At 36.5% G+C, this 17646-nt stretch carries 22 protein-coding genes; 21 read left to right on the top strand and 1 reads right to left on the bottom strand.

Translation table 11 applies throughout. From position 1 onward, the window contains the following. The first annotated feature begins 11 nt into the window (after positions 1-11). The 8 genes from CINF_RS08410 (at position 12) to CINF_RS08380 (ending at position 4030) form a co-directional block, all read left to right on the top strand. Positions 12-521, top strand: coding sequence for a TrbM/KikA/MpfK family conjugal transfer protein (locus CINF_RS08410; RefSeq protein ID WP_179975221.1), 510 nt, complete (start codon positions 12-14; stop codon positions 519-521). Then, complete coding sequence (locus tag CINF_RS08405) at positions 518-1750, top strand: toprim domain-containing protein (RefSeq protein ID WP_179975220.1); 1233 nt, start codon at positions 518-520, stop codon at positions 1748-1750. Before CINF_RS08410 ends, CINF_RS08405 begins: the two co-directional genes overlap by 4 nt. A gap of 255 nt (positions 1751-2005) precedes the next feature. Beyond that, positions 2006-2137: a hypothetical protein gene (locus tag CINF_RS09120; protein ID WP_275690509.1), complete on the top strand. Its 132-nt coding sequence runs from the start codon at positions 2006-2008 to the stop codon at positions 2135-2137. A 243-nt stretch (positions 2138-2380) separates the two neighbouring features. Beyond that, the gene (locus CINF_RS08400; RefSeq protein ID WP_179975219.1) at positions 2381-2608 is read left to right on the top strand and encodes a hypothetical protein; all 228 of its coding nucleotides are present in this window, start codon (positions 2381-2383) and stop codon (positions 2606-2608) included. A 62-nt stretch (positions 2609-2670) separates the two neighbouring features. After that, a complete protein-coding gene (locus tag CINF_RS08395; RefSeq protein WP_240156119.1) occupies positions 2671-2985 on the top strand; it encodes a hypothetical protein in 315 nt (104 codons plus the stop codon). A gap of 223 nt (positions 2986-3208) precedes the next feature. Beyond that, entirely contained in the window at positions 3209-3505 is a 297-nt protein-coding gene (locus tag CINF_RS08390; RefSeq protein ID WP_179975218.1) for a hypothetical protein, read from the top strand. Between the two features lie 17 nt (positions 3506-3522). After that, entirely contained in the window at positions 3523-3753 is a 231-nt protein-coding gene (locus CINF_RS08385; protein ID WP_179975217.1) for a hypothetical protein, read from the top strand. 1 nt (position 3754) lies between these two features. Then, entirely contained in the window at positions 3755-4030 is a 276-nt protein-coding gene (locus CINF_RS08380) for a type II toxin-antitoxin system RelE/ParE family toxin (RefSeq protein WP_179975216.1), read from the top strand. A 95-nt stretch (positions 4031-4125) separates the two neighbouring features. On the opposite strand, the gene CINF_RS08375 is transcribed toward CINF_RS08380, so the two are convergent. After that, the gene (locus CINF_RS08375; RefSeq protein WP_179975215.1) at positions 4126-5805 is read right to left on the bottom strand and encodes a relaxase/mobilization nuclease domain-containing protein; all 1680 of its coding nucleotides are present in this window, start codon (positions 5803-5805) and stop codon (positions 4126-4128) included. A 673-nt stretch (positions 5806-6478) separates the two neighbouring features. Between CINF_RS08375 and CINF_RS08370 the strand changes: the two genes are divergently transcribed. The 13 genes from CINF_RS08370 (at position 6479) to CINF_RS08315 (ending at position 17643) form a co-directional block, all read left to right on the top strand. Further along, the gene (locus CINF_RS08370; protein ID WP_179975214.1) at positions 6479-6787 is read left to right on the top strand and encodes a hypothetical protein; all 309 of its coding nucleotides are present in this window, start codon (positions 6479-6481) and stop codon (positions 6785-6787) included. A gap of 10 nt (positions 6788-6797) precedes the next feature. Continuing rightward, on the top strand, positions 6798-7040 hold the full coding sequence (locus CINF_RS08365) for a hypothetical protein (protein WP_179975213.1): 243 nt from the start codon (positions 6798-6800) through the stop codon (positions 7038-7040). Positions 7041-7048: 8 nt separating this feature from the next. After that, positions 7049-9574, top strand: a complete 2526-nt coding sequence (locus CINF_RS08360; RefSeq protein ID WP_179975212.1) for a VirB4 family type IV secretion/conjugal transfer ATPase — start codon at positions 7049-7051, stop codon at positions 9572-9574. 3 nt (positions 9575-9577) lie between these two features. Beyond that, complete coding sequence (locus CINF_RS09115; RefSeq protein ID WP_275690508.1) at positions 9578-9706, top strand: hypothetical protein; 129 nt, start codon at positions 9578-9580, stop codon at positions 9704-9706. 1 nt (position 9707) lies between these two features. Then, a complete protein-coding gene (locus CINF_RS08355; RefSeq protein WP_179975211.1) occupies positions 9708-10358 on the top strand; it encodes a VirB8 family type IV secretion system protein in 651 nt (216 codons plus the stop codon). Next, positions 10355-11602, top strand: coding sequence for a TrbG/VirB9 family P-type conjugative transfer protein (locus CINF_RS08350; protein ID WP_179975210.1), 1248 nt, complete (start codon positions 10355-10357; stop codon positions 11600-11602). The genes CINF_RS08355 and CINF_RS08350 overlap by 4 nt, the downstream gene beginning before the upstream one ends. 1 nt (position 11603) lies before the next feature. Then, positions 11604-12839: a DNA type IV secretion system protein ComB10 gene (locus tag CINF_RS08345; protein ID WP_240156118.1), complete on the top strand. Its 1236-nt coding sequence runs from the start codon at positions 11604-11606 to the stop codon at positions 12837-12839. An 11-nt stretch (positions 12840-12850) separates the two neighbouring features. After that, positions 12851-13063 (top strand): hypothetical protein, encoded by a 213-nt coding sequence (locus CINF_RS08340; RefSeq protein ID WP_179975209.1) that lies wholly within the window; start codon positions 12851-12853, stop codon positions 13061-13063. 6 nt (positions 13064-13069) lie between these two features. Then, positions 13070-14035 carry an ATPase, T2SS/T4P/T4SS family gene (locus tag CINF_RS08335; RefSeq protein WP_179975208.1) on the top strand — a complete coding sequence of 322 codons (966 nt, stop codon included), beginning with the start codon at positions 13070-13072 and terminating at the stop codon, positions 14033-14035. Next, positions 14032-14442, top strand: coding sequence for a plasmid mobilization relaxosome protein MobC (locus CINF_RS08330; RefSeq protein ID WP_179975207.1), 411 nt, complete (start codon positions 14032-14034; stop codon positions 14440-14442). The genes CINF_RS08335 and CINF_RS08330 overlap by 4 nt, the downstream gene beginning before the upstream one ends. Further along, on the top strand, positions 14435-16360 hold the full coding sequence (locus CINF_RS08325) for a type IV secretory system conjugative DNA transfer family protein (RefSeq protein ID WP_179975206.1): 1926 nt from the start codon (positions 14435-14437) through the stop codon (positions 16358-16360). Before CINF_RS08330 ends, CINF_RS08325 begins: the two co-directional genes overlap by 8 nt. Before the next feature lie 212 nt (positions 16361-16572). Continuing rightward, the gene (locus CINF_RS08320; protein ID WP_179975205.1) at positions 16573-16767 is read left to right on the top strand and encodes a hypothetical protein; all 195 of its coding nucleotides are present in this window, start codon (positions 16573-16575) and stop codon (positions 16765-16767) included. Between the two features lie 42 nt (positions 16768-16809). Beyond that, positions 16810-17643, top strand: a complete 834-nt coding sequence (locus CINF_RS08315; RefSeq protein ID WP_179975204.1) for an ArdC-like ssDNA-binding domain-containing protein — start codon at positions 16810-16812, stop codon at positions 17641-17643. The last annotated feature ends 3 nt before the right edge of the window (positions 17644-17646 follow it).

Below are 17646 nucleotides of genomic sequence, written 5' to 3'. Positions count from 1 at the left end.
AAGGAGCAACAATGAAAAAACTAGTTTTAACACTCACAGCTGGGGCAATCCTAGCAAGCACAGCAATGGCAAGCGACCAACTAACTGGCGATAAAAAGCTCGCATGTGAAGCTATTTTATGCTTACCAGCAAGTGCACGCCCTAGCGAGTGCAAACCAAGCATTAAAAAGTATTTTTCAATTGTAGGCAAAAAGCCAAGCGACACAGCAAATAAACGCAAGCAATTCTTAAACAAATGCCCCGCAGATAATACGCCCCAAATGCAAGCTATTAAAGGCGCAATTGTAGCAGGCGCATTTTCTCAAATAGCTAATCCAAATTGTGATCCTAGTATTTTAAATTCAAAAGCAGGGATGATAAAAAGCTGTCATTCACGCGAAGATTGTCGAAATCAAAATATTTTTTTAGGCGAATCAAAAAATCCACCGACATTACCAACAGAATGCGAAGCTGAAAATTTAAGTTATAGATGTAATCTTCGTAGTGGGTCTATTCGATGCGAGTGGATAATTGATAGATGAATAATCTAACTAAAATACCCTTAAATGAAATTTTAACTCAAAATGGCTACATTTATGATAGAAATAAAGATAGTCAAAGTTGGCGCGTATTAAAAAATCAAAACGACGATAAAGTTATTGTTAGTAGGAATAAAAATGGTGATTATCTCTATTTTAACCCCCAAGATTATATGGATAGAGGCAATATTTACAACTTCTGCAAGAATCGTGGTATGCAAGTAAAAGATCTGCTAGATGAAAGCAAAATAGCAGAGATAAAAGAGATAAAAGTTCATAGCATACCGATAGGAAACAATCAGTTCTTAGCAAATAAAATCATCAAAGAATTTAAACATATGAGCAAGATAGGCGAGAATGACAAGTCGTTCTTGTGTGATAAAAGAAAAATCAGTAGCGAATTATTGGGCAAATTTAGCAACCTAAAACAGGATGGCAAATACGGCAACGCAATCGTGCCAACATACACACTGCAAAAAATAAGCGGTGGCAGAGCGGAGTTTTTAAAGCAGACTGGCTATGTAAGCTACCTAGCACAGCCAATCACAAAAGACAAAGATGGCAAAGCCTACGACAAGCCGTTAAAACAGCTTTGTAGTGGCATTAAGGGCTTAGAAGTTTTAAAAGCAGATAGTGCTGGACAAACACGCCCAGCAGAGTTTGAAAGAGTGGTAATCTGCGAGAGCATGATAGACACACTCTCGCTATGTGAGATGAAAGGCTATGACTTAGCAAAAACACTGCTATGCTCAACAAATGGTCAAATATCGCAATCACAAAAGACAGCAATGCAAGAATTGCAAAGGCTGACACCAAATGCAGAGTTTGTGCTGGGATTTGACAATGATAGCAAGGGTGTGGAGTTTACAAGCACGACAGAGCAAGTGCTAGGGAGTGGGATTGTTAGTAGGGTTATGCCAGCACTTAAAGATTTTAATGATGATTTGATAGTTGGAAAGACATTAGGCATTGAAGTTAATAAAATTAGTAGAGAGAGTATTGTAAAGCCAGTAGAAGCATTTAAAAGTAAAGTAGAGTCATTATACAAGAAATACGATTTCTTACAGCCTTATGCAAAGAATGAGCGTGTAAAAGAGCTTTTTAGTATGGGATCTTTTAAATTTAAACAAGTAGCTCCAAAATTATCAAGTATTAGTGGAACAAAAGATTGCTTTAAAAGACTTTCGTTGTTGGATAGAAAAATAGAGAAAGATTTCTCAAGAGCGATGTGATTGTTCTCTTTCTTTTCTACTCTCTTTTCTGTCAAATCTTCTGCCAGCACCTCTGCTGATATTTTATCCTAGCATTTAGTCTTGTTTTTTGAAGTTTAAGCATTGTATAAGATTTTAAAATATTGCTTTTATCCCCTTTTTATAGGGGTTTGCGTTGTTTTTGCAAAATACAAAAATACACAAAATGTCGGCTTTTATGGTGGGGGCGGTCTGCACCTTTGCAAGCTTCGGTGCTGACACGCCAAAGCCTAGCCTATGGTCTCGGCTTTTTGGGATATTGAGCGGGGAAAAACCCCGCAACGCCCCAGCATTTATGAAAATAAGGCAATAAGCGGTAGAGTTGATAAAAGACAAAAATATAAGCAAGAGTTAGGCAAATATGAGTAGCACCGCAAGCGGTGTGAGAATTTAAAAGGGGGAAAGAAAAAGCATTTTAAGACTTAAAAGGGGCTTAAAATTTATTTATATTTTTATGTTTTTTTCTCTTTTTTAATTTTTTAATTTTTATGTTAATTTAAATAGAATAACTTTTTTATTTTAAAGATTTTATTATTTATTAAGTTAATTTTTGCTATAATCTATCACAAGAAAGGCAAAGATGCCTAGACAAAACAAACCAAAGGATGAAAAATGAGTCACATTTTTATGAGCTACTGCAGACACGAGCAAACACTCCAAGCATTAAATGAGTGTGAGTGGATGGATGACTTAGAACAAGTGAGCCAAGCCAAGATAAAAGACTGCTACCGATTACAAAAGGCAATCATAGAGTTGGCGGAGCAATTTGGATGCGAAATAAGCAACAAAGATGAAGTCCTAGACAACATCAAAGAGCAAGCCATCGAGCTGTCGCGCTAGGCTGGCAAGACCGAGCGTAATCAAAGGAGCGAAAGCCCCTAAATTTGAAAGGAAAATAGATAATGAGTAGTTGGGAAAGAGATAAAGAGATAAAAATGCTAAATGAAATACACGAATTTAGCAAAAGGCACAAGCCAGCGATAAACAAAACCTACAATATATATGAGAGAGCATACGAGATGATGAATGAGTTGGTGGGGCTACCGCTACCACTTGAGCCAGAACAGCTAGCAAATTTAAGCGATAGGGAGCTGGAGCATTTAAAGGGCTGTTTAGAGCTAATGGCAGATTATATAGATAGCTTAGGCTTTGACTTCCGACACCGCAAAGAAGAAGTGCTAGTGCCGATATATGAAGAGATGAATAAAAGATATTGATAGTTTTCTCGAGCTTTTCCGCGATTAACACAAAAAAGCGCGGCAATGCCAGCGCAAATTTTAAAAAAAGGACAAAAAATGAAAATACAAGAAATCCTAAGCGCGCTATGCCTTTTAGCAGAGATGAAAAAGCAAGAGAAATTTTTTAAGTTTATAAGCAAATTTTATTGTTAATGTATAGAAAATCTGCTATAATCTAAGACAAAAACTGAAAGGATAAACGATGAAAATTAAATTACTTACAACAACAGCTGTGGCTGGGTTGATGCTTGCTGGGTGCAATCTCACACTGCCTGAACTGCCAAAAATTGAGAAAAAAAATACAAGTACTGAGTTAACAAAAGAAGAGTGTGAAAAAATAATCAAAAAGAGAGATGAACTTAATGAAAAGGGTTGGTATGGAAACGAGAGTCGGTTTGATAGAAATTATGCGTTAGATGCGGATTATTGTGAAAAAAAATATTCATTTAGCGTTGATGTAAAAAATCTCGATAAGAGAATGAAAGAATTAGCAGACTAAAGCAACAGGAGCAAGAAATGTTTGGAGCAAATATTATAGCAGACAACACGCCACAAGTGGCTCAAATTATACAAAGAGCAGTTGAAGAAATAAGACAAATTAGTTCACAAGTCAAAGTGGAATATATCGACTACGACAAGAGTCTAATACCAACAAAAGAAACTCTTGAAGCAATCAATAACAGTGTATCGGTCGGTAGATTTAAAAGCGTAGCGGAGCTACGAAAAGCAATGGAAGCGGACGACTAAAATGCGTGAAATTGAAGCGAGAAGCTCTTATAAACAAGACTACAAATTAGTCAAAAAGCAAGGCTGGGACTTAGATAAAATAGATGATGTTTTAACCGAGCTACAAACCGCCGATGTTTTAAGCGATGAAAGAAAAGAACACCAATTGCAAGGCAATATGAGATTTTATAGAGAGTGTCATGTATTCGGCGACCTTGTGATAATTTATCAAAGAGATGAAACAACTCTGACATTATATCGCATAGGCAGACATCAAGAATTATTTAAAAAATACTAACTTTTTACTCAAATTCTAGCGAAAAATTAAAGATTTTATTCTTTAATTTTTTGCCTAAAATTAAATCATCTGCAATTTTATTTTTAAATTTTTTATTATTTTTTAATAAAAACTCGCTCACGCCCCCCACGCTCGTTGCTTGAATTTTGTGATTTATCGTGGGCAGAGCTGTGAGATTTGCTGTAAAGCTTTGCAATTTTTATGCCACGCTTCGCCAGCACATCCTTGTAAAGTTTTTGCTCCTCTTTTACTTTAATCAAAATCTGCTCATCAGCCTTAACACCAAGCACCTGCGTGCATTTTATGTACTCTTTATACAAAAAATCATTAGCGTTGATTTTTTCTGCCTTTAACAGCCTCTGCGATACACGCTCAAAGCGTTTATTAGCAACATTAGTCATAAATTCCTTATTGCTTTTTAATGTTTTTAGAAAATCAGTCATCTCGCCATTATTAAGAGCGGAATGCTCGTAAATATGCAAATTTTTATCTAAAACATCAAGTGCCTTGCTTAGTTTAAAAATATTTTGCTCAGAGCCAAACATGCGAGTAAGCACCAAACTATCCTCAAAATACTTCCTAGCCAAGTCGCTCTCACGATTGCGATGCACAGCGATCGCACGGCGAGCCTTATGATACATCTCAAAATCTGCCTTGCTTGGCTTTAAGGGGCTATTTTTTGGATAAATCTTTTCAAAATTATAAGTAAAATTTTCAAGCAACGCTAACCCAGCAGATTGGTCTTTATAGTGGACAAGATGCATCTCGTTAATTTTAAAGCCTTGATTTATAATTTTATCAAGTTTTTTATTCTCGTTAAGCACCGCATAGCGTTTAGCTTTCAAAATTTTATTATGCTCACCTAATTGTTTACCAACTTTAAAATAGCGTTTATTTTTATTTTTACGAAGCTCCCAAAAAAGCCGTTCAAGCTCAAAATTTTCTTTTTTTAAAATTTCAAGCTCGGCATTCATAGCATCGATGCGAGAAGCCGTAGTTCTTTCTTTTTCTTTATTTTTATTTTGTATTTTTAAATAATAATCGGCAACGGCATCCTTTGCAATATAATCATCAGCCTCAAGCTTGATATTCTTTTTTATTTTATTAAACTCGGCTTTTATATCCTTTTGATAAAAATGCTTATTTTCATATTTTAGCCCACGAGTTCCAAGTGCATAAGCAAAGTTTGTGCGAACATCATCAAAGAAGTCTTTAATCTCATCACGGCTATTAAAATGAATTTTCTTTTTTGTAAAATCGTTGCGTTTATTGAGTATGAGATGGATGTGCGGATTATTTTGGTGTGTGTGAAGCACGAATGCATATTTGTGTCCAGCAAAATTATTACCAAGCACATCACGCACGCTCGCCTCTAATTTTTTAAGAGTTCGCTCATTATCGCATGGCTCTTTAATCGAAAACATTAAATGCCACGCATCCTTTGAATTTTTATTAAGTCCAAAATCATTGCCCCATTCTCTTAAAACTTTATCAGTCTTTACTCTCTCCCCTTTTTCATTGATGGCGAAGCCATCAAGAGAGTTCTCAAGCGTGTAATTAAGACAAGCACTAATCCTATCAGTTGGTAAATTTGAAATCATTTTAACAACGACTTGCTTGGAAAATTTATTTTTTGGTCGTGTAACATACGAGCGTGAAAATTTTGCACCCATAGAAAAACTAACATGCTGTCTATGCTCTGCAACTCTACGAGTGCGACCAGCTCTGATAGATTTTATATTGTTCTCAATCTCTTCATATTCGGCTCTTGTCAAAACAATCCTTGCAACTTATAAAAATATTTGTAAAAATGATAAAAAAGATATTAGCATAGAAAAAAGGAAGAGTGTAGGGGCAGGATAACCCCTTTTATATATCACTATTGCCCTAAAAAGCCGATTTTAACGGCATTTAAGGGCGATTTTTGAAAAATTACCATTTTTCAAAAATAAAACAAAAAAGCGTTATTTTTTGTTTTTAGTCAAAATAGTAGTAGTCAAAAATTTATCAAACAACTTCAAAAAATATATTTGAAAATTTTAAAAAGAACTAGCAACACCAAAAATAATATGAAAAATTTAAATTATTTAGCAAAATTTAAAAATATCTAGAAAATTTTAAAATATTTAGCAAAAGCCAAGAGAGTAAGAAAAAACATAAAAATAAACAAAATAAAAAAATTTGCAAATTTTTTTTAAAATTTTTGAAACCGACAAAATGTGTAATTTTATAATTAAACGAAAAAGTTCAAAAATAAATGCAAACGCCCACCGCTCCATAAAACAAAAAATTTTAAAAAGTAAATGAAAAGACTTTTTAAAAATTTATTCTTTTATTTTTATATCCTTTATCTCGGCATTTAAAAAAATAAAATTACAAAAAGTCCGAATTGCTGAATTTAGTATAGTAACACCGATTAAAAAATCAATCTTTACACAAGGAGCAGAAATGCAAAAATTAATAAGTTTTCTAAGAAAGGCTTTTTTCTTAGTTTCATTTAGTCCAATGTTTGTATTTGGAGCATCAAACAATATCTTCACAAAAATACAACAACAAGCCACCGAACAAATCACGGAAGCTGGCGTAGCGAGTGCAGAAGTTGCAAAGACAGTAATCATTACCTTTGGAATTATTTACATCGTTGTCTTTTTAACTGGCATGGCATTTAAACCAGAAGCCATCAGTCAAAACATCAAATTGCTAGTTGGCATCGGTGCATTGATTGGTATTGCATACGGCATAGCATCTGCGATTTAAGGAAATAAAAATGATTGTAACTGATTGCTATATGGACTTAACAAAGCGAACAAAGATAATGGGGCTAACAACCACTAGCCTTTTAATTTTAGTAGTTGTTTTGGCTGTGTCATGGTTTGCGTTGCTTTTATATTCATTAGCAATCGTTGCAATAGTGTGGTTTGTTTTATTTTTAATGGAATTCTTTGATGAAGATATATACGACATCATAAGTTCAAAAATGAAAATCAAGCAAAATAAATTCTACGCATAGGCAAATAGATGACAAGAAGTATCATACAAATTTATAAAGACTGGCAAAAAGATAAGCAAAGAGAAAAAATGAAAAAAGAGCTTGAAAAACAGCTCGGTGCTGATGAACAAAATAAAAATTTATCAAACAAAGCAATAGATGAAAAAATGGGCGTTTTAGAAAAAATCAGCCTAGCAAATAAACAAGTAGATAAAATAATCATGTTAGCAGAACCGCAAGTTTATACAATGGCAAGCGAAAATAATATCGCATGCAAATACGGAAAAAATTTTTTAATTACAAAAGATGGCAATGTTAGTATCGGTGTTGAGTTAAAGGGGACAAGCTATGCTGGAATTAGCCTTGATGATGAAACCGAATATCTGCTCAGCCGTGTGATGTTTTTTACATCACTAAAAGATGACATAGAAATAAATTTAATCATTGATAAGAAAAAAGCAAAGAGCAAAGGCAAAAAGCAAAGAGATATAAATCAATACGCAAGCGAGATAATAGAAAAATGGGAAACAAACCAAGACATCTACGGCATTAGATACTTTTTGCTTATCTCAACACGCACAAAAAACATTACTGGCATGCTAGAAAATTTTAAGACCGATATGACCAGTGAAAAAAAAGAGAACAAAGATAGCAGTAGTGCAAATTTAAAACAAAAGATAGAGCTACTAGAAACCACATACCAAAATATAAAAAATCATCTCTCAATCTACCAGCCACACAAAATGAGTGGCGATGATATGCTAAATTTTTACGCCAGTTACTCAAACGCAAACGAAACAAACCTAGCCTTTAAAGATGAGTTACTCAGCGATAGTTACATAAGCTCATACACCGAATTTAAAAAAGATTATATAGAATTTTATAGAAACGATGGTTCAACTAAATACGCAAGATTTGTGAGCGTCAAGGCATACGAAACCGAGCAGATAAAGTCAATCATCACATCAGACTTAATCAAAAGTCACAATGAATTCATGGTTTACATTCATCTAGTGCCATACGAAAAACGCAAAGCAATCAAAAAAATACGAGATACAAAGGCGTTCTCGGTTGATTTTGTAAAAGAGCAACTAGATGAGCTAATGGAACTAATTCAAGCAGATAGAGAGAACCTAGTGCAAACAAGTTTCTCAATTTACTGCCTAGCCGACAGCCTAGAAGAACTGGATAACAAATCAAACGAGCTAATGAATATCCTAGTCAATCAAGGTATAAATGTCGTAAGAGAAACACTAAATCAAAAAGCCCTCTATTTTTCACTATACCCAAGTCGTGGAAATTTAAACGCAAGAAAGAAAACGCTAAACATCTCAAATCTAGCCACCATCGCAAACTTTGAAAACGATGTGCAAGGCTTTGACAAAAACGACTGGGGTGATGAAGCGATAACAACATTTAAGAATCTAAACGGCACACCTTACCTTTTTAACTTCCACTGGCAACCAGTAGGAGATCGCCCAGCTGGACACACGATGATTATAGGCGGAACTGGTGCTGGAAAAACGACCATAGCTCAATTTTTAATGACAAATCTATTCAAATATCCAATAAATATTTTTGCTATGGATAAATTGCGTGGTATGTATAACTTCACAAACTACATGGATGGCGAGTATCACGACAGCGAAAGTGATGAATTTAAATTAAATCCATTTAGCCTAACCGACACCAGTGAAAATAGGGATTTTTTGAAATCGTGGTTACGCTTTATGGCAGAAGTAAAAAACGATGAACACGAAGCAATAAAAGACATTAATAACACAGTAGATTTTAGCTACGACATGAAGCAAGATGGGCAAGTGCTATCGCTTAGCGATTTCATAATAAACCTCCCAGCAGACAATGAAGAACACTCACGCTTAAAAATAAGGTTTGAAAATTTTAAAGGCTCAATATTTGATAACAAAGAAGATGCCCTAAATTTCACAAAACAATTATCAGTGCTAAACATGGATGGCATCCTAACAAACAAAAAGACAGCAGGCTTAACGGCAATTTACATATTTCACAAGCTTAAAAATCAAGCCAAAAATAGCACCGACAAGCGTGGCTTTTTTTGCTTTATAGATGAACTAAAAGACTATTTAGGCGATGAAACCATGCAAGAAAAAATCCTAGAAGCCATCCTAGAAGTTCGTAAAATCGGCGGAGTAATGTGCATGGGCTTTCAAAACATAAGCCTATTTAACAGCATCGAGCGTGGCTCATCATTCCTTGATAACATCGCAAATTACATAGTATTCCCAACCAACAGTGATGAAACCCTACAAGAGTTAAAAGACACCATAAGCCTAAAACCAAGCGAAGCAAAATTTTTAAAAGAAACACCATCAAACGCAAGGCAAATCCTTTTAAATATGAAGCTACGTGGCGAGAGTGCTAAACTAAATGTAGATTTATCAAGGCTAGGCGATTATTTGCGAGTATTTTCATCAAGCTCAAACAATGTCATGCTAATGAAGCAACTCCAAAAAGATAGCCCAGTCCACTGGCGAAAATACTACATAGAAAAACAAAACCAAAATAGAGGATGAAAAATGAAAAAAGTATTGATTTTTACAGCAGTGCTAACGGCACTATTTATAAGCGGATGTGCAAACAAACCAGCACAAATAGAAAGAGTAAGCCCTTGTGCTTGCTACGACACAATCATAAAGGCGGGCTAACATGGCACTAGAAGATAAAAAAATAGATCCAAATTTTCTATTTAAAGCAGAGCGAAGTATTAAAGCATATATGCTCTACACAATAGGCGCGTTGGCAGGTGTAAGCATAGCACTAAGTATTGCTATAGCTCTACTAACTCCATTAAAAGAAACCAAGCCAGTACTACTTAAATTCTCAGATGCAGACTCACGCTTTGTGACAATTAGCGACACAGACCTAAATGTCAGAAACGACCAAGAGCTACTAAAAAGCATCATAGCTGGCTATGTAAAAAGCAGAGAGCTAATCAACCGCATAGATGACATAGAACGCTACAACGAAGTAAGAAGTCAAAGTGCAAGACCAGTATGGGAAGCATTTCAAAACCTAGTAAGCGACCCAAACTCAATCTACACCGCCAAAGGCTATATCCGCAACATTCAAATTTTAAATGTTGTGATTTTAAGCAATAGTGTAGCAACAATAGATTTTCAAGCAGAAATCACAACACCATCACGCTCAGAAGTAAGCTATAAAAAATATAGAAGTGCCCTAGAGTTTGACTTCCGTACCGACAGCAGATCATACGCCGATGCGATGAAAAACCCAACTGGCTTCGTGGTCACTAAATACCAAGTAACACAAATCATAAATGAGAAAGGCTCAAAATGAAAAAATTTATAAAGCTATCATTGCTAGCAAGTTTAGCCTTAAGTTTAAATGCGAACGACCAAGCCGACCAAGCTGGGCTAACAGATACACAAATGAACGAAGTGCGTGCCATTATGCGACAAACCCAACAACTAGTCGCAGAGCAACAACAACAAGCCCAGCAAACACTAACGCAAGGTGACAAAGATGCTTTAATGGGCGAAGATATATTCAACGATAAAAATCGCAATTTAAACAAAAGCATAAAGTCAAATTTTAAAATCAATCCGCTAGGGCTAAGAAGTGAGCAAGCAAGTGCGTACACAAACTACGAGCAATACAACGCACCGGCCCAAAACAGCAGAATAAGCCCAGCCGAGCAAAAATACATAGATGGCGAAAGGCAGCTAAGCAAAGAAGAGCTAGATCTCATGAAAAACGCTATCCGCAACCAAGACCTAAAAGCCTTGCAGTATAAATTTCACGCCAAGAGCTACAGCGGATACGAAAACACAAAAACCATAAACTACCAACCCAGCAAAACAATCAAAATCCGCACACGACACGCAATGGCTACCACGCTAATATTTGATAGCGAGATAGACAACTTCGTGCTAGGCGATCAAACTGGTTTTAAAATTGAAAGCATACCAAGCCAAGCAAATGCATTAGCGATTATTCCACAACTAATAGGCATTGATACAAGCCTAACAATTTTCACAAGTGATGGTAAAATTCATACCTTTTATGTCTTTTCAACCGACTATAAAAACAGTAACGACCCAGCCTTCATCATCTATATAAAAGATGATGAAGCGGTTAAGGCTAAATTAGCAAAGCAAAAAGCCATAGATGAGAACTATTTTGTCATAAAAGACGGCATAGCCGAACTAAAAGTGCTAAAAACTGACATCTACAAAGGCTATACGCAAAAAGCCAAAAAAGAAAATGAGTGGCTACTATCAGCAGAAATTTTTAGCGATAAAAAATTTACATACTTTAAATACGCAAAAGATGAGATGCCTCAAATTCCTACGCTTTACGCAGTTATAGATAACCAAGACAACCCAGTAGAAACAAGAGTCATAGGCGACTATCTCATAGCCGAAACCATAAATCCAAAATTTACCATTAAAAGTGGCGACAGCTATGTCTGCGTTAATCGCATAGAAACACAAACTGAAAAAGAAAGAAAAAAGATAAGAAAGAATTTAAATACCGATAAAGAAGTGCTAAAACAAAGAAAAAAGAGAGTAAAGCTGTAAAATGAGTAAAAGGAATAAAACTAAGATGAGAAAAAGCCTTATTTTTAGCATAGCGACACTGGCGGTGCTATCCGCTCCCCTTTTTGCCGATGATAACATCACGGCAAGTGGTGAAGAAGCGGAAATTATAAGAAACTTACATAAGCAAGAAAATTTAAATCACTTATTTGAGAATTCAAAATTCCCAGTTGATGACTACATCTACAAAGCTGGAACAAGACAGCCAAACACCACAGAACGCCAAGAAGACATCGGCGAAATTTTAAAAAAAATGGAAGAACAAAGGCAAAGGGGGATAGAGCCAACACCGCCAACGCCACAAGGCGAACTACCACGAGCGATGAGCGATTTAACACCTGAGCAGATACAAGCAAGACAACAAGCCCAGCAAGAAAGGGCAATGCAAAGGCAAGCCGAGCTACAAGCCAAACAAGAAAGCATTAAAAGGCAAATCCGCCAAGACAAAGAGATAAGCTACGAAGCAAAAATGAAGCAGATGATGCGTGCTCAAATTTTAGCCAACCGAAACAGTGGAGTGCATGGCGAAACAAAAAACAGCTCACAATACGGCGTTGATAGCTTTACAAATCAAAAGTCAGTTGATACAAGCACAAACGAACACAAGCTATACCGCACAATTAGAGCTGGCAGAATGATCCCAGCCATCCTAACAAGTGCTATAAGCTCAGATTTAAGCGGAATAGTTACCGCCCAAATCGAGCAGGACATCTACGCCACAATGGGCAGAGCCGTACTTATACCTCGCGGTAGCAAAGCAATAGGTTTTTATACCAGCGATACAAAGCTAGGCATTGACAGGCTTCAAATCATGTGGCAAGAGATTATCACACCGCAAGGCATCAATATAAAGCTAACCAATGCGATGACGGCGGACAACATGGGTATGAACGGATCGATAGGAGCGATTAACAACAAATATTGGGAACGCTACGGCATAGCGTATAGCATTAGCACAATAACCAACGCACTAATGCTAGGCATCGCCTCAAAAATTAACACCAACGGCAGTGCAAATAACAACTACGCCTCAGAAATTTACTCATCTGCAAGAAGCGATATAGGCACAATAGTCCAAGAAATAATGAACCAACAAGCACAAATCCAGCCTACCATTGAGATACGAAGTGCTAGTCGTATATTTTTAGTGCCGACAAACCACATGTGGTTTGCCAAGCCAAAAAATAGCGAAGTTTTAATGCAATACTTTAATGACTAAAAGGAAAACAAATGAAATATGATGAGTTAAAAAACCAAATCACAGCAGAAATAGCAAACAAAAAGGCAAATAATAAACTGCTAGAAAAGATAGCAATACAACTTAAAAAGACCGAAAAAGCCGAAGCTTGCTACCTAAGAGAAAAAGAGAAACTAGAAAAACTAGTAGCAGAAAAAGAAGCACTACAAAACGGCACGACAGCCACGCAAGGCAAGCAAGAGTAGTAAGCAATGGCAAATAATGTTCTGTTAGAAAATATCTTGGGTGTTTTAAAGCCATACCTAAAACTAAAAGCAAACGAGCTGATATTCAACAAGCCGTGCGAGATAGAAGTAGACTACGGCGATCACTGGGAAACGCTCCACGACCCAAAGCTAGATGCTAAATTTTTAAATTATTTTTTAGTATCACTAGCAACTCGCAGAAATCAACGCTTTGATGAAACCCACTGCCACCTAAGCTGTGAACTTCCAGCCCCATTTTTAAGATATAGAGTCCAAGCTCAGCACAAATCAAGCCTATTTAATAGTGAAATTGCAATATGCATAAGAATACCAAGCAAAGAAGCCTTTAAGCTAGAAAGCTTTGTGCTAAGCGAGAAAGTCATAGATAAAGGCTGGAGTTATGAAAAAATCAAAGAGCTAATCCGCAAAAAGAAAAATGTCCTTTTAAGCGGTGGCACTGGCAGTGGAAAAACAAGTTTTTTAAATAGCTTAATGGGCGAGATAGACCCAAACGAGCGAGTAGTAACCATAGAAGACAGCCAAGAGTTAAGAGTAGAAAATCACAATAAAACTCAACTAGCTGTGCCAAAAATAGCAACTGAAATTTATAGCTACCAAGTAGCCATAGATAATGCAATGCGTCTGCGACCTGATCGCCTATTCTTAGGCGAGATAGATATCCGCAACACATTCTCTTTTTTAAGGGTAAACAACACAGGACACGCTGGCAATCTCAGCACACTCCACGCCAACAGCCCACTAGATGCCATAAAGGCGATTAAAACAAATGTCATCCTAGGCGGGGGACTCTCCAGCGTAGATGATAGAATGCTAGATAGTCTAATCATCACAGCTATAGACTACATAATCCAAATTTCAAGGCAGAAAAACAAAAGAGTAGTAACGGATATTTTAAATTTAAAGCAAGATGCCTTGATGCTATCAATGCAAGCTGGGAGAGAAACGACATGAATAAGCACAAAGAAGCAAGATTAATCTATTTTACGCCAATAGACCTAAAAGCCCTAAGCTTACTTTCTCAACAAAGAAACGAAAGTAAATCAGCAGTCGTAAGGAAGCTAGTGCATATTGCCAAATACAGCGAAACACTAGCTCAAGTAGAGTTAAACAACAAACTCCAAAACGAATTTTTAAAAGAATTTAGTCACATAGGAGCAAATCTAAACCAAATCGCATTTCAACTAAACGCAGACATTACAAAAGAAGCAGAAGCAAAAAGCGACTTCGAAAGGACAATGCAAGAGTTTAAAATAATGATTGATAAATTTTATACCGACATTAAAAAACTAAAAATCAATCTAAATGTAGCACACATAAAAACACCAAAGAAGCAAGATAAAGGGGCAGAAAATGAATAGCTCAGCCGACCAAAAGACAAGCCCATCTACATGGGCTAAACGCTTTATTCTATCAATTCTGCTGGGCATTTTTTGCTACCTTTTAGTAGTAAAAGTTATGTTTTACCCTGACATAATAAATGTCCCAGCGGTAGCGTGGAAAATTTTACAAAACTTCGGTCATCCTATGCTCAAATTAAAAGCATATATAGCAATATTCGTGCTAGTTCTGCCGTTTTTAATCATTTTTTTATGGTGGATAATGCCATACTTCAAAGAAAACGAAGACTATGGCTCAGCAAGATTTGCAGAGCCAGCAGACTTCCCACGAATGAACATTAACTACGAAACTGGCTTGGTGCTAGGATGCCTAGATATTGATAGCCCAAATCCAAAATTAATAAGAGCAACTCAGCCATTATCGACGCTAGTAGTAGCACCGCCTGGTTCTGGTAAAACGGCTGGTATGATTATCCCAAATCTGCTAACCGTTCCAAATTCATGCGTTATAACCGACATCAAAGGCGAGCTTTATCAAAAAACAGCTGGCTACCGCCAAAAATACTTAGGCAATGAAATACAACTTTTCTCCCCTTTTTCATGGGATAATACGCTGTTTTTCAACCCATTTGATAATAGCCTAGTAAAAGACCTAGAATACCTACACATTAAAAAACTAGCTGAGCAAATCGCAAGCACCATATTCGTAGGCGAAAAAGGCAAAGAAAACGACCACTGGATCGTATCAGCAAAAACGATGTTCGTATTTTTTGCTGAATATTTTATGCAAAAAGACAAACACGCCACATTCGCACAACTAGCCCAAGCACCAAAGGCTGATTATTTTGAATACCTTGATGAGAAATTTGGCGAAGAAGCGATGAAAGAAATTGATGAAGACGACCCAGACGCTGAGCGAGAAAGGGACTACGATGTAGATACCTTTAAAATTTGGCTAAAACAAACCAGCTTTGATGAAAGCCTTGATGAAAGCACAAGAAACCAAGCAAGAGCCTACTTAACAGCCGCCGACAATGAGTTTGCGAGCATAAAATCAACCTATGACACTTTTATGAAAGTATTCTCAAATCCACAAGTAGCAAGTGCCACAAATAAGATGAGCTTTACATTTGAAGATTTAAGAGAGAAGCGAATCTCGATGTATGTGGTCGTGCAAACCGAAGATATAGACATCCTAGCACCGCTAATCCGCATATTTATGGAAACACTATTTAAAAAGATAATGAGCGGAACGGAATGCTCAGACCCAGCCAAATTTATATACTGGTTCGGCGATGAGTTCGTGCGAATGGGGAAAATGCCATTCGTACTAGAAGCCCCAGCCCTGTGCCGAAGCTATGGATTATTGCCCGTATTTGTTACTCAAAGCCATGAGCAAACCAAGAAGTACTATGGCGATGATGATATGAACATACTTAAAAACAACAGCGGATATCAAGTGATTTTTAATATGAACTCAGACAAGGATGCCGAAGACACCAGCAAGCTAATAGGCGATTATACAAACATAAAAATAAGCCGAAGTCAAGGAAACTTTGACATTTTAAAAAACAATATAAGCAGAAGCAAAGAAGCCAAGAGACTGGTAACCGCACAAGATCTAAAAAACCAAGATAGTAGCGATATTTTAATACTCGTAAAGGGCTTTTATAAGATGCCAATCAAAGCAAAAGTGCCTTACTGGTTTAAGATGAAACAATGGAACGGAGCGGATAAAATAACAGTAGTTCCAAAAGGGCAAGAAAGCGAACAATCAAGCCCAGTAGAGCCAAAAAGAGAACAAAGCAAAAGCGACCGCAGCAGCACCACAAACGACCAAAAAATCCAAGAGCCAAAGATAGAAATCGTAGATATGAATAAAGAACAAAGAGATGAGCTACTAAAAGCGTTAAAAATCAAAGTAGCGGACAAGGAGTAGAAAAACATAAAATTTTAATAAATTTTATTTAGAATTTAGAGAAAAATTAAAGATTTTATTCTTTTATTTTTTGGCTAAATTTAAATAATAAGCAATTTTATTTTTTAATATTTTATTATTTTTTAAAGGACTTTATCAAAGATTTTAAAAGCCAAATTTTAAAATCTTTGATAAGAGCCTAAAAAACTCTGAATCTACCCAAAGGAGTAAAGATGACATACGCAGAAAAACTTGCCCAAGAAAAAGCGTATAAAGAATACCAAAAGCATCTTGCCGAGCAGTTTGCACAGAGCGAAGATGGCGAGTTTGAAATCAGCGAAAGCGAAAGCAAGGACTTTGAACATCTACACATAGATAATCAAAGCCTAGAAAACGCTGATGCAATCACGCCCAACCAAGACTCATAGCCCAAAAGTTATGAGTAAAAGACAGATATAAAGGAAAGAAAAATGGCAAAAATACAAGAAAAAAAGAGTTGGGAGCAAATGAATAACGCTGAGAAGAAAGAAAGCTTTGATAATTACATAAAATACAAGCTTTTTGAAGCTCATAAAACAGCAAAAGCCGACTGGCACAAGGACATGACCGCAGAGCAAGTGGATAATACTATGCCCTACAACGCAAGTACTGGCAAGACATATTCAAGAGAAACCAGCATGCTACTTCGTGCAGAAATGGCAATTAAAGGATACGATAAAGCCCAATTTGTAACGATGGAGCAAGGAAATGCTATGGGTGGAACACTAAAACTCAAACACAACGAAAATGGCGAAATTGAAATGACCAAAAGCGGAAAGCAAGCAAGGGTTGAAGGTGTAAAAATGCTCTACATTGCCACCGAAGAGATACGCCCTAAATTTGATAGTAACGGTGAAAAAGTAATGGCACAAGTAATCGACCCAAAGACAAAAAAGCCAAAACTAGACCCTAAAACCAAAGAGCCTATTACTTATCAAGTAAAAGAGCGTATCCCAATCAAGCCACGCTTTGAAACCAAGACACTCTATCATGTCAGTCAGTTTGATGGACTAGATACGAAAAAAATCAAAGAGCGTGACCTAACGGCAGTCCAAAACTACCGAGAAGAAGCCAAGAGTAAGCCGTATGAAGTAAATGTAGATTACAGCAAGACACTTGGCTTAGGTGGAAATTTAGCAAATCAGCTAAATAGTCTAACCCAAGCTCAAATCAAGGGAGTCGATTACTTTAACCCAGCTCAACGCATAGACATAACCAAGAACAAAAAGCAAACCAAAGCCCAAGATAAAGGCATGGAGCGATAGTCA

It is taken from the genome of Candidatus Campylobacter infans, assembly GCF_013416015.1.
GTDB lineage: Bacteria > Campylobacterota > Campylobacteria > Campylobacterales > Campylobacteraceae > Campylobacter > Campylobacter infans.
Note: the sequence above shows the minus strand (reverse complement) of the source record. Positions and strands in the feature narration are given on the sequence as shown.

Bases quoted from the DNA above. Each gene is read 5' to 3' on its own strand.
- CINF_RS08410 (WP_179975221.1), top strand. From the start codon at position 12: ATGAAAAAACTAGTTTTAACACTCACAGCTGGGGCAATCCTAGCAAGC.
- CINF_RS08405 (WP_179975220.1), top strand. From the start codon at position 518: ATGAATAATCTAACTAAAATACCCTTAAATGAAATTTTAACTCAAAAT.
- CINF_RS09120 (WP_275690509.1), top strand. From the start codon at position 2,006: ATGGTCTCGGCTTTTTGGGATATTGAGCGGGGAAAAACCCCGCAACGC.
- CINF_RS08400 (WP_179975219.1), top strand. From the start codon at position 2,381: ATGAGTCACATTTTTATGAGCTACTGCAGACACGAGCAAACACTCCAA.
- CINF_RS08395 (WP_240156119.1), top strand. From the start codon at position 2,671: ATGAGTAGTTGGGAAAGAGATAAAGAGATAAAAATGCTAAATGAAATA.
- CINF_RS08390 (WP_179975218.1), top strand. From the start codon at position 3,209: ATGAAAATTAAATTACTTACAACAACAGCTGTGGCTGGGTTGATGCTT.
- CINF_RS08385 (WP_179975217.1), top strand. From the start codon at position 3,523: ATGTTTGGAGCAAATATTATAGCAGACAACACGCCACAAGTGGCTCAA.
- CINF_RS08380 (WP_179975216.1), top strand. From the start codon at position 3,755: ATGCGTGAAATTGAAGCGAGAAGCTCTTATAAACAAGACTACAAATTA.
- CINF_RS08370 (WP_179975214.1), top strand. From the start codon at position 6,479: ATGCAAAAATTAATAAGTTTTCTAAGAAAGGCTTTTTTCTTAGTTTCA.
- CINF_RS08365 (WP_179975213.1), top strand. From the start codon at position 6,798: ATGATTGTAACTGATTGCTATATGGACTTAACAAAGCGAACAAAGATA.
- CINF_RS08360 (WP_179975212.1), top strand. From the start codon at position 7,049: ATGACAAGAAGTATCATACAAATTTATAAAGACTGGCAAAAAGATAAG.
- CINF_RS09115 (WP_275690508.1), top strand. From the start codon at position 9,578: ATGAAAAAAGTATTGATTTTTACAGCAGTGCTAACGGCACTATTTATA.
- CINF_RS08355 (WP_179975211.1), top strand. From the start codon at position 9,708: ATGGCACTAGAAGATAAAAAAATAGATCCAAATTTTCTATTTAAAGCA.
- CINF_RS08350 (WP_179975210.1), top strand. From the start codon at position 10,355: ATGAAAAAATTTATAAAGCTATCATTGCTAGCAAGTTTAGCCTTAAGT.
- CINF_RS08345 (WP_240156118.1), top strand. From the start codon at position 11,604: ATGAGTAAAAGGAATAAAACTAAGATGAGAAAAAGCCTTATTTTTAGC.
- CINF_RS08340 (WP_179975209.1), top strand. From the start codon at position 12,851: ATGAAATATGATGAGTTAAAAAACCAAATCACAGCAGAAATAGCAAAC.
- CINF_RS08335 (WP_179975208.1), top strand. From the start codon at position 13,070: ATGGCAAATAATGTTCTGTTAGAAAATATCTTGGGTGTTTTAAAGCCA.
- CINF_RS08330 (WP_179975207.1), top strand. From the start codon at position 14,032: ATGAATAAGCACAAAGAAGCAAGATTAATCTATTTTACGCCAATAGAC.
- CINF_RS08325 (WP_179975206.1), top strand. From the start codon at position 14,435: ATGAATAGCTCAGCCGACCAAAAGACAAGCCCATCTACATGGGCTAAA.
- CINF_RS08320 (WP_179975205.1), top strand. From the start codon at position 16,573: ATGACATACGCAGAAAAACTTGCCCAAGAAAAAGCGTATAAAGAATAC.
- CINF_RS08315 (WP_179975204.1), top strand. From the start codon at position 16,810: ATGGCAAAAATACAAGAAAAAAAGAGTTGGGAGCAAATGAATAACGCT.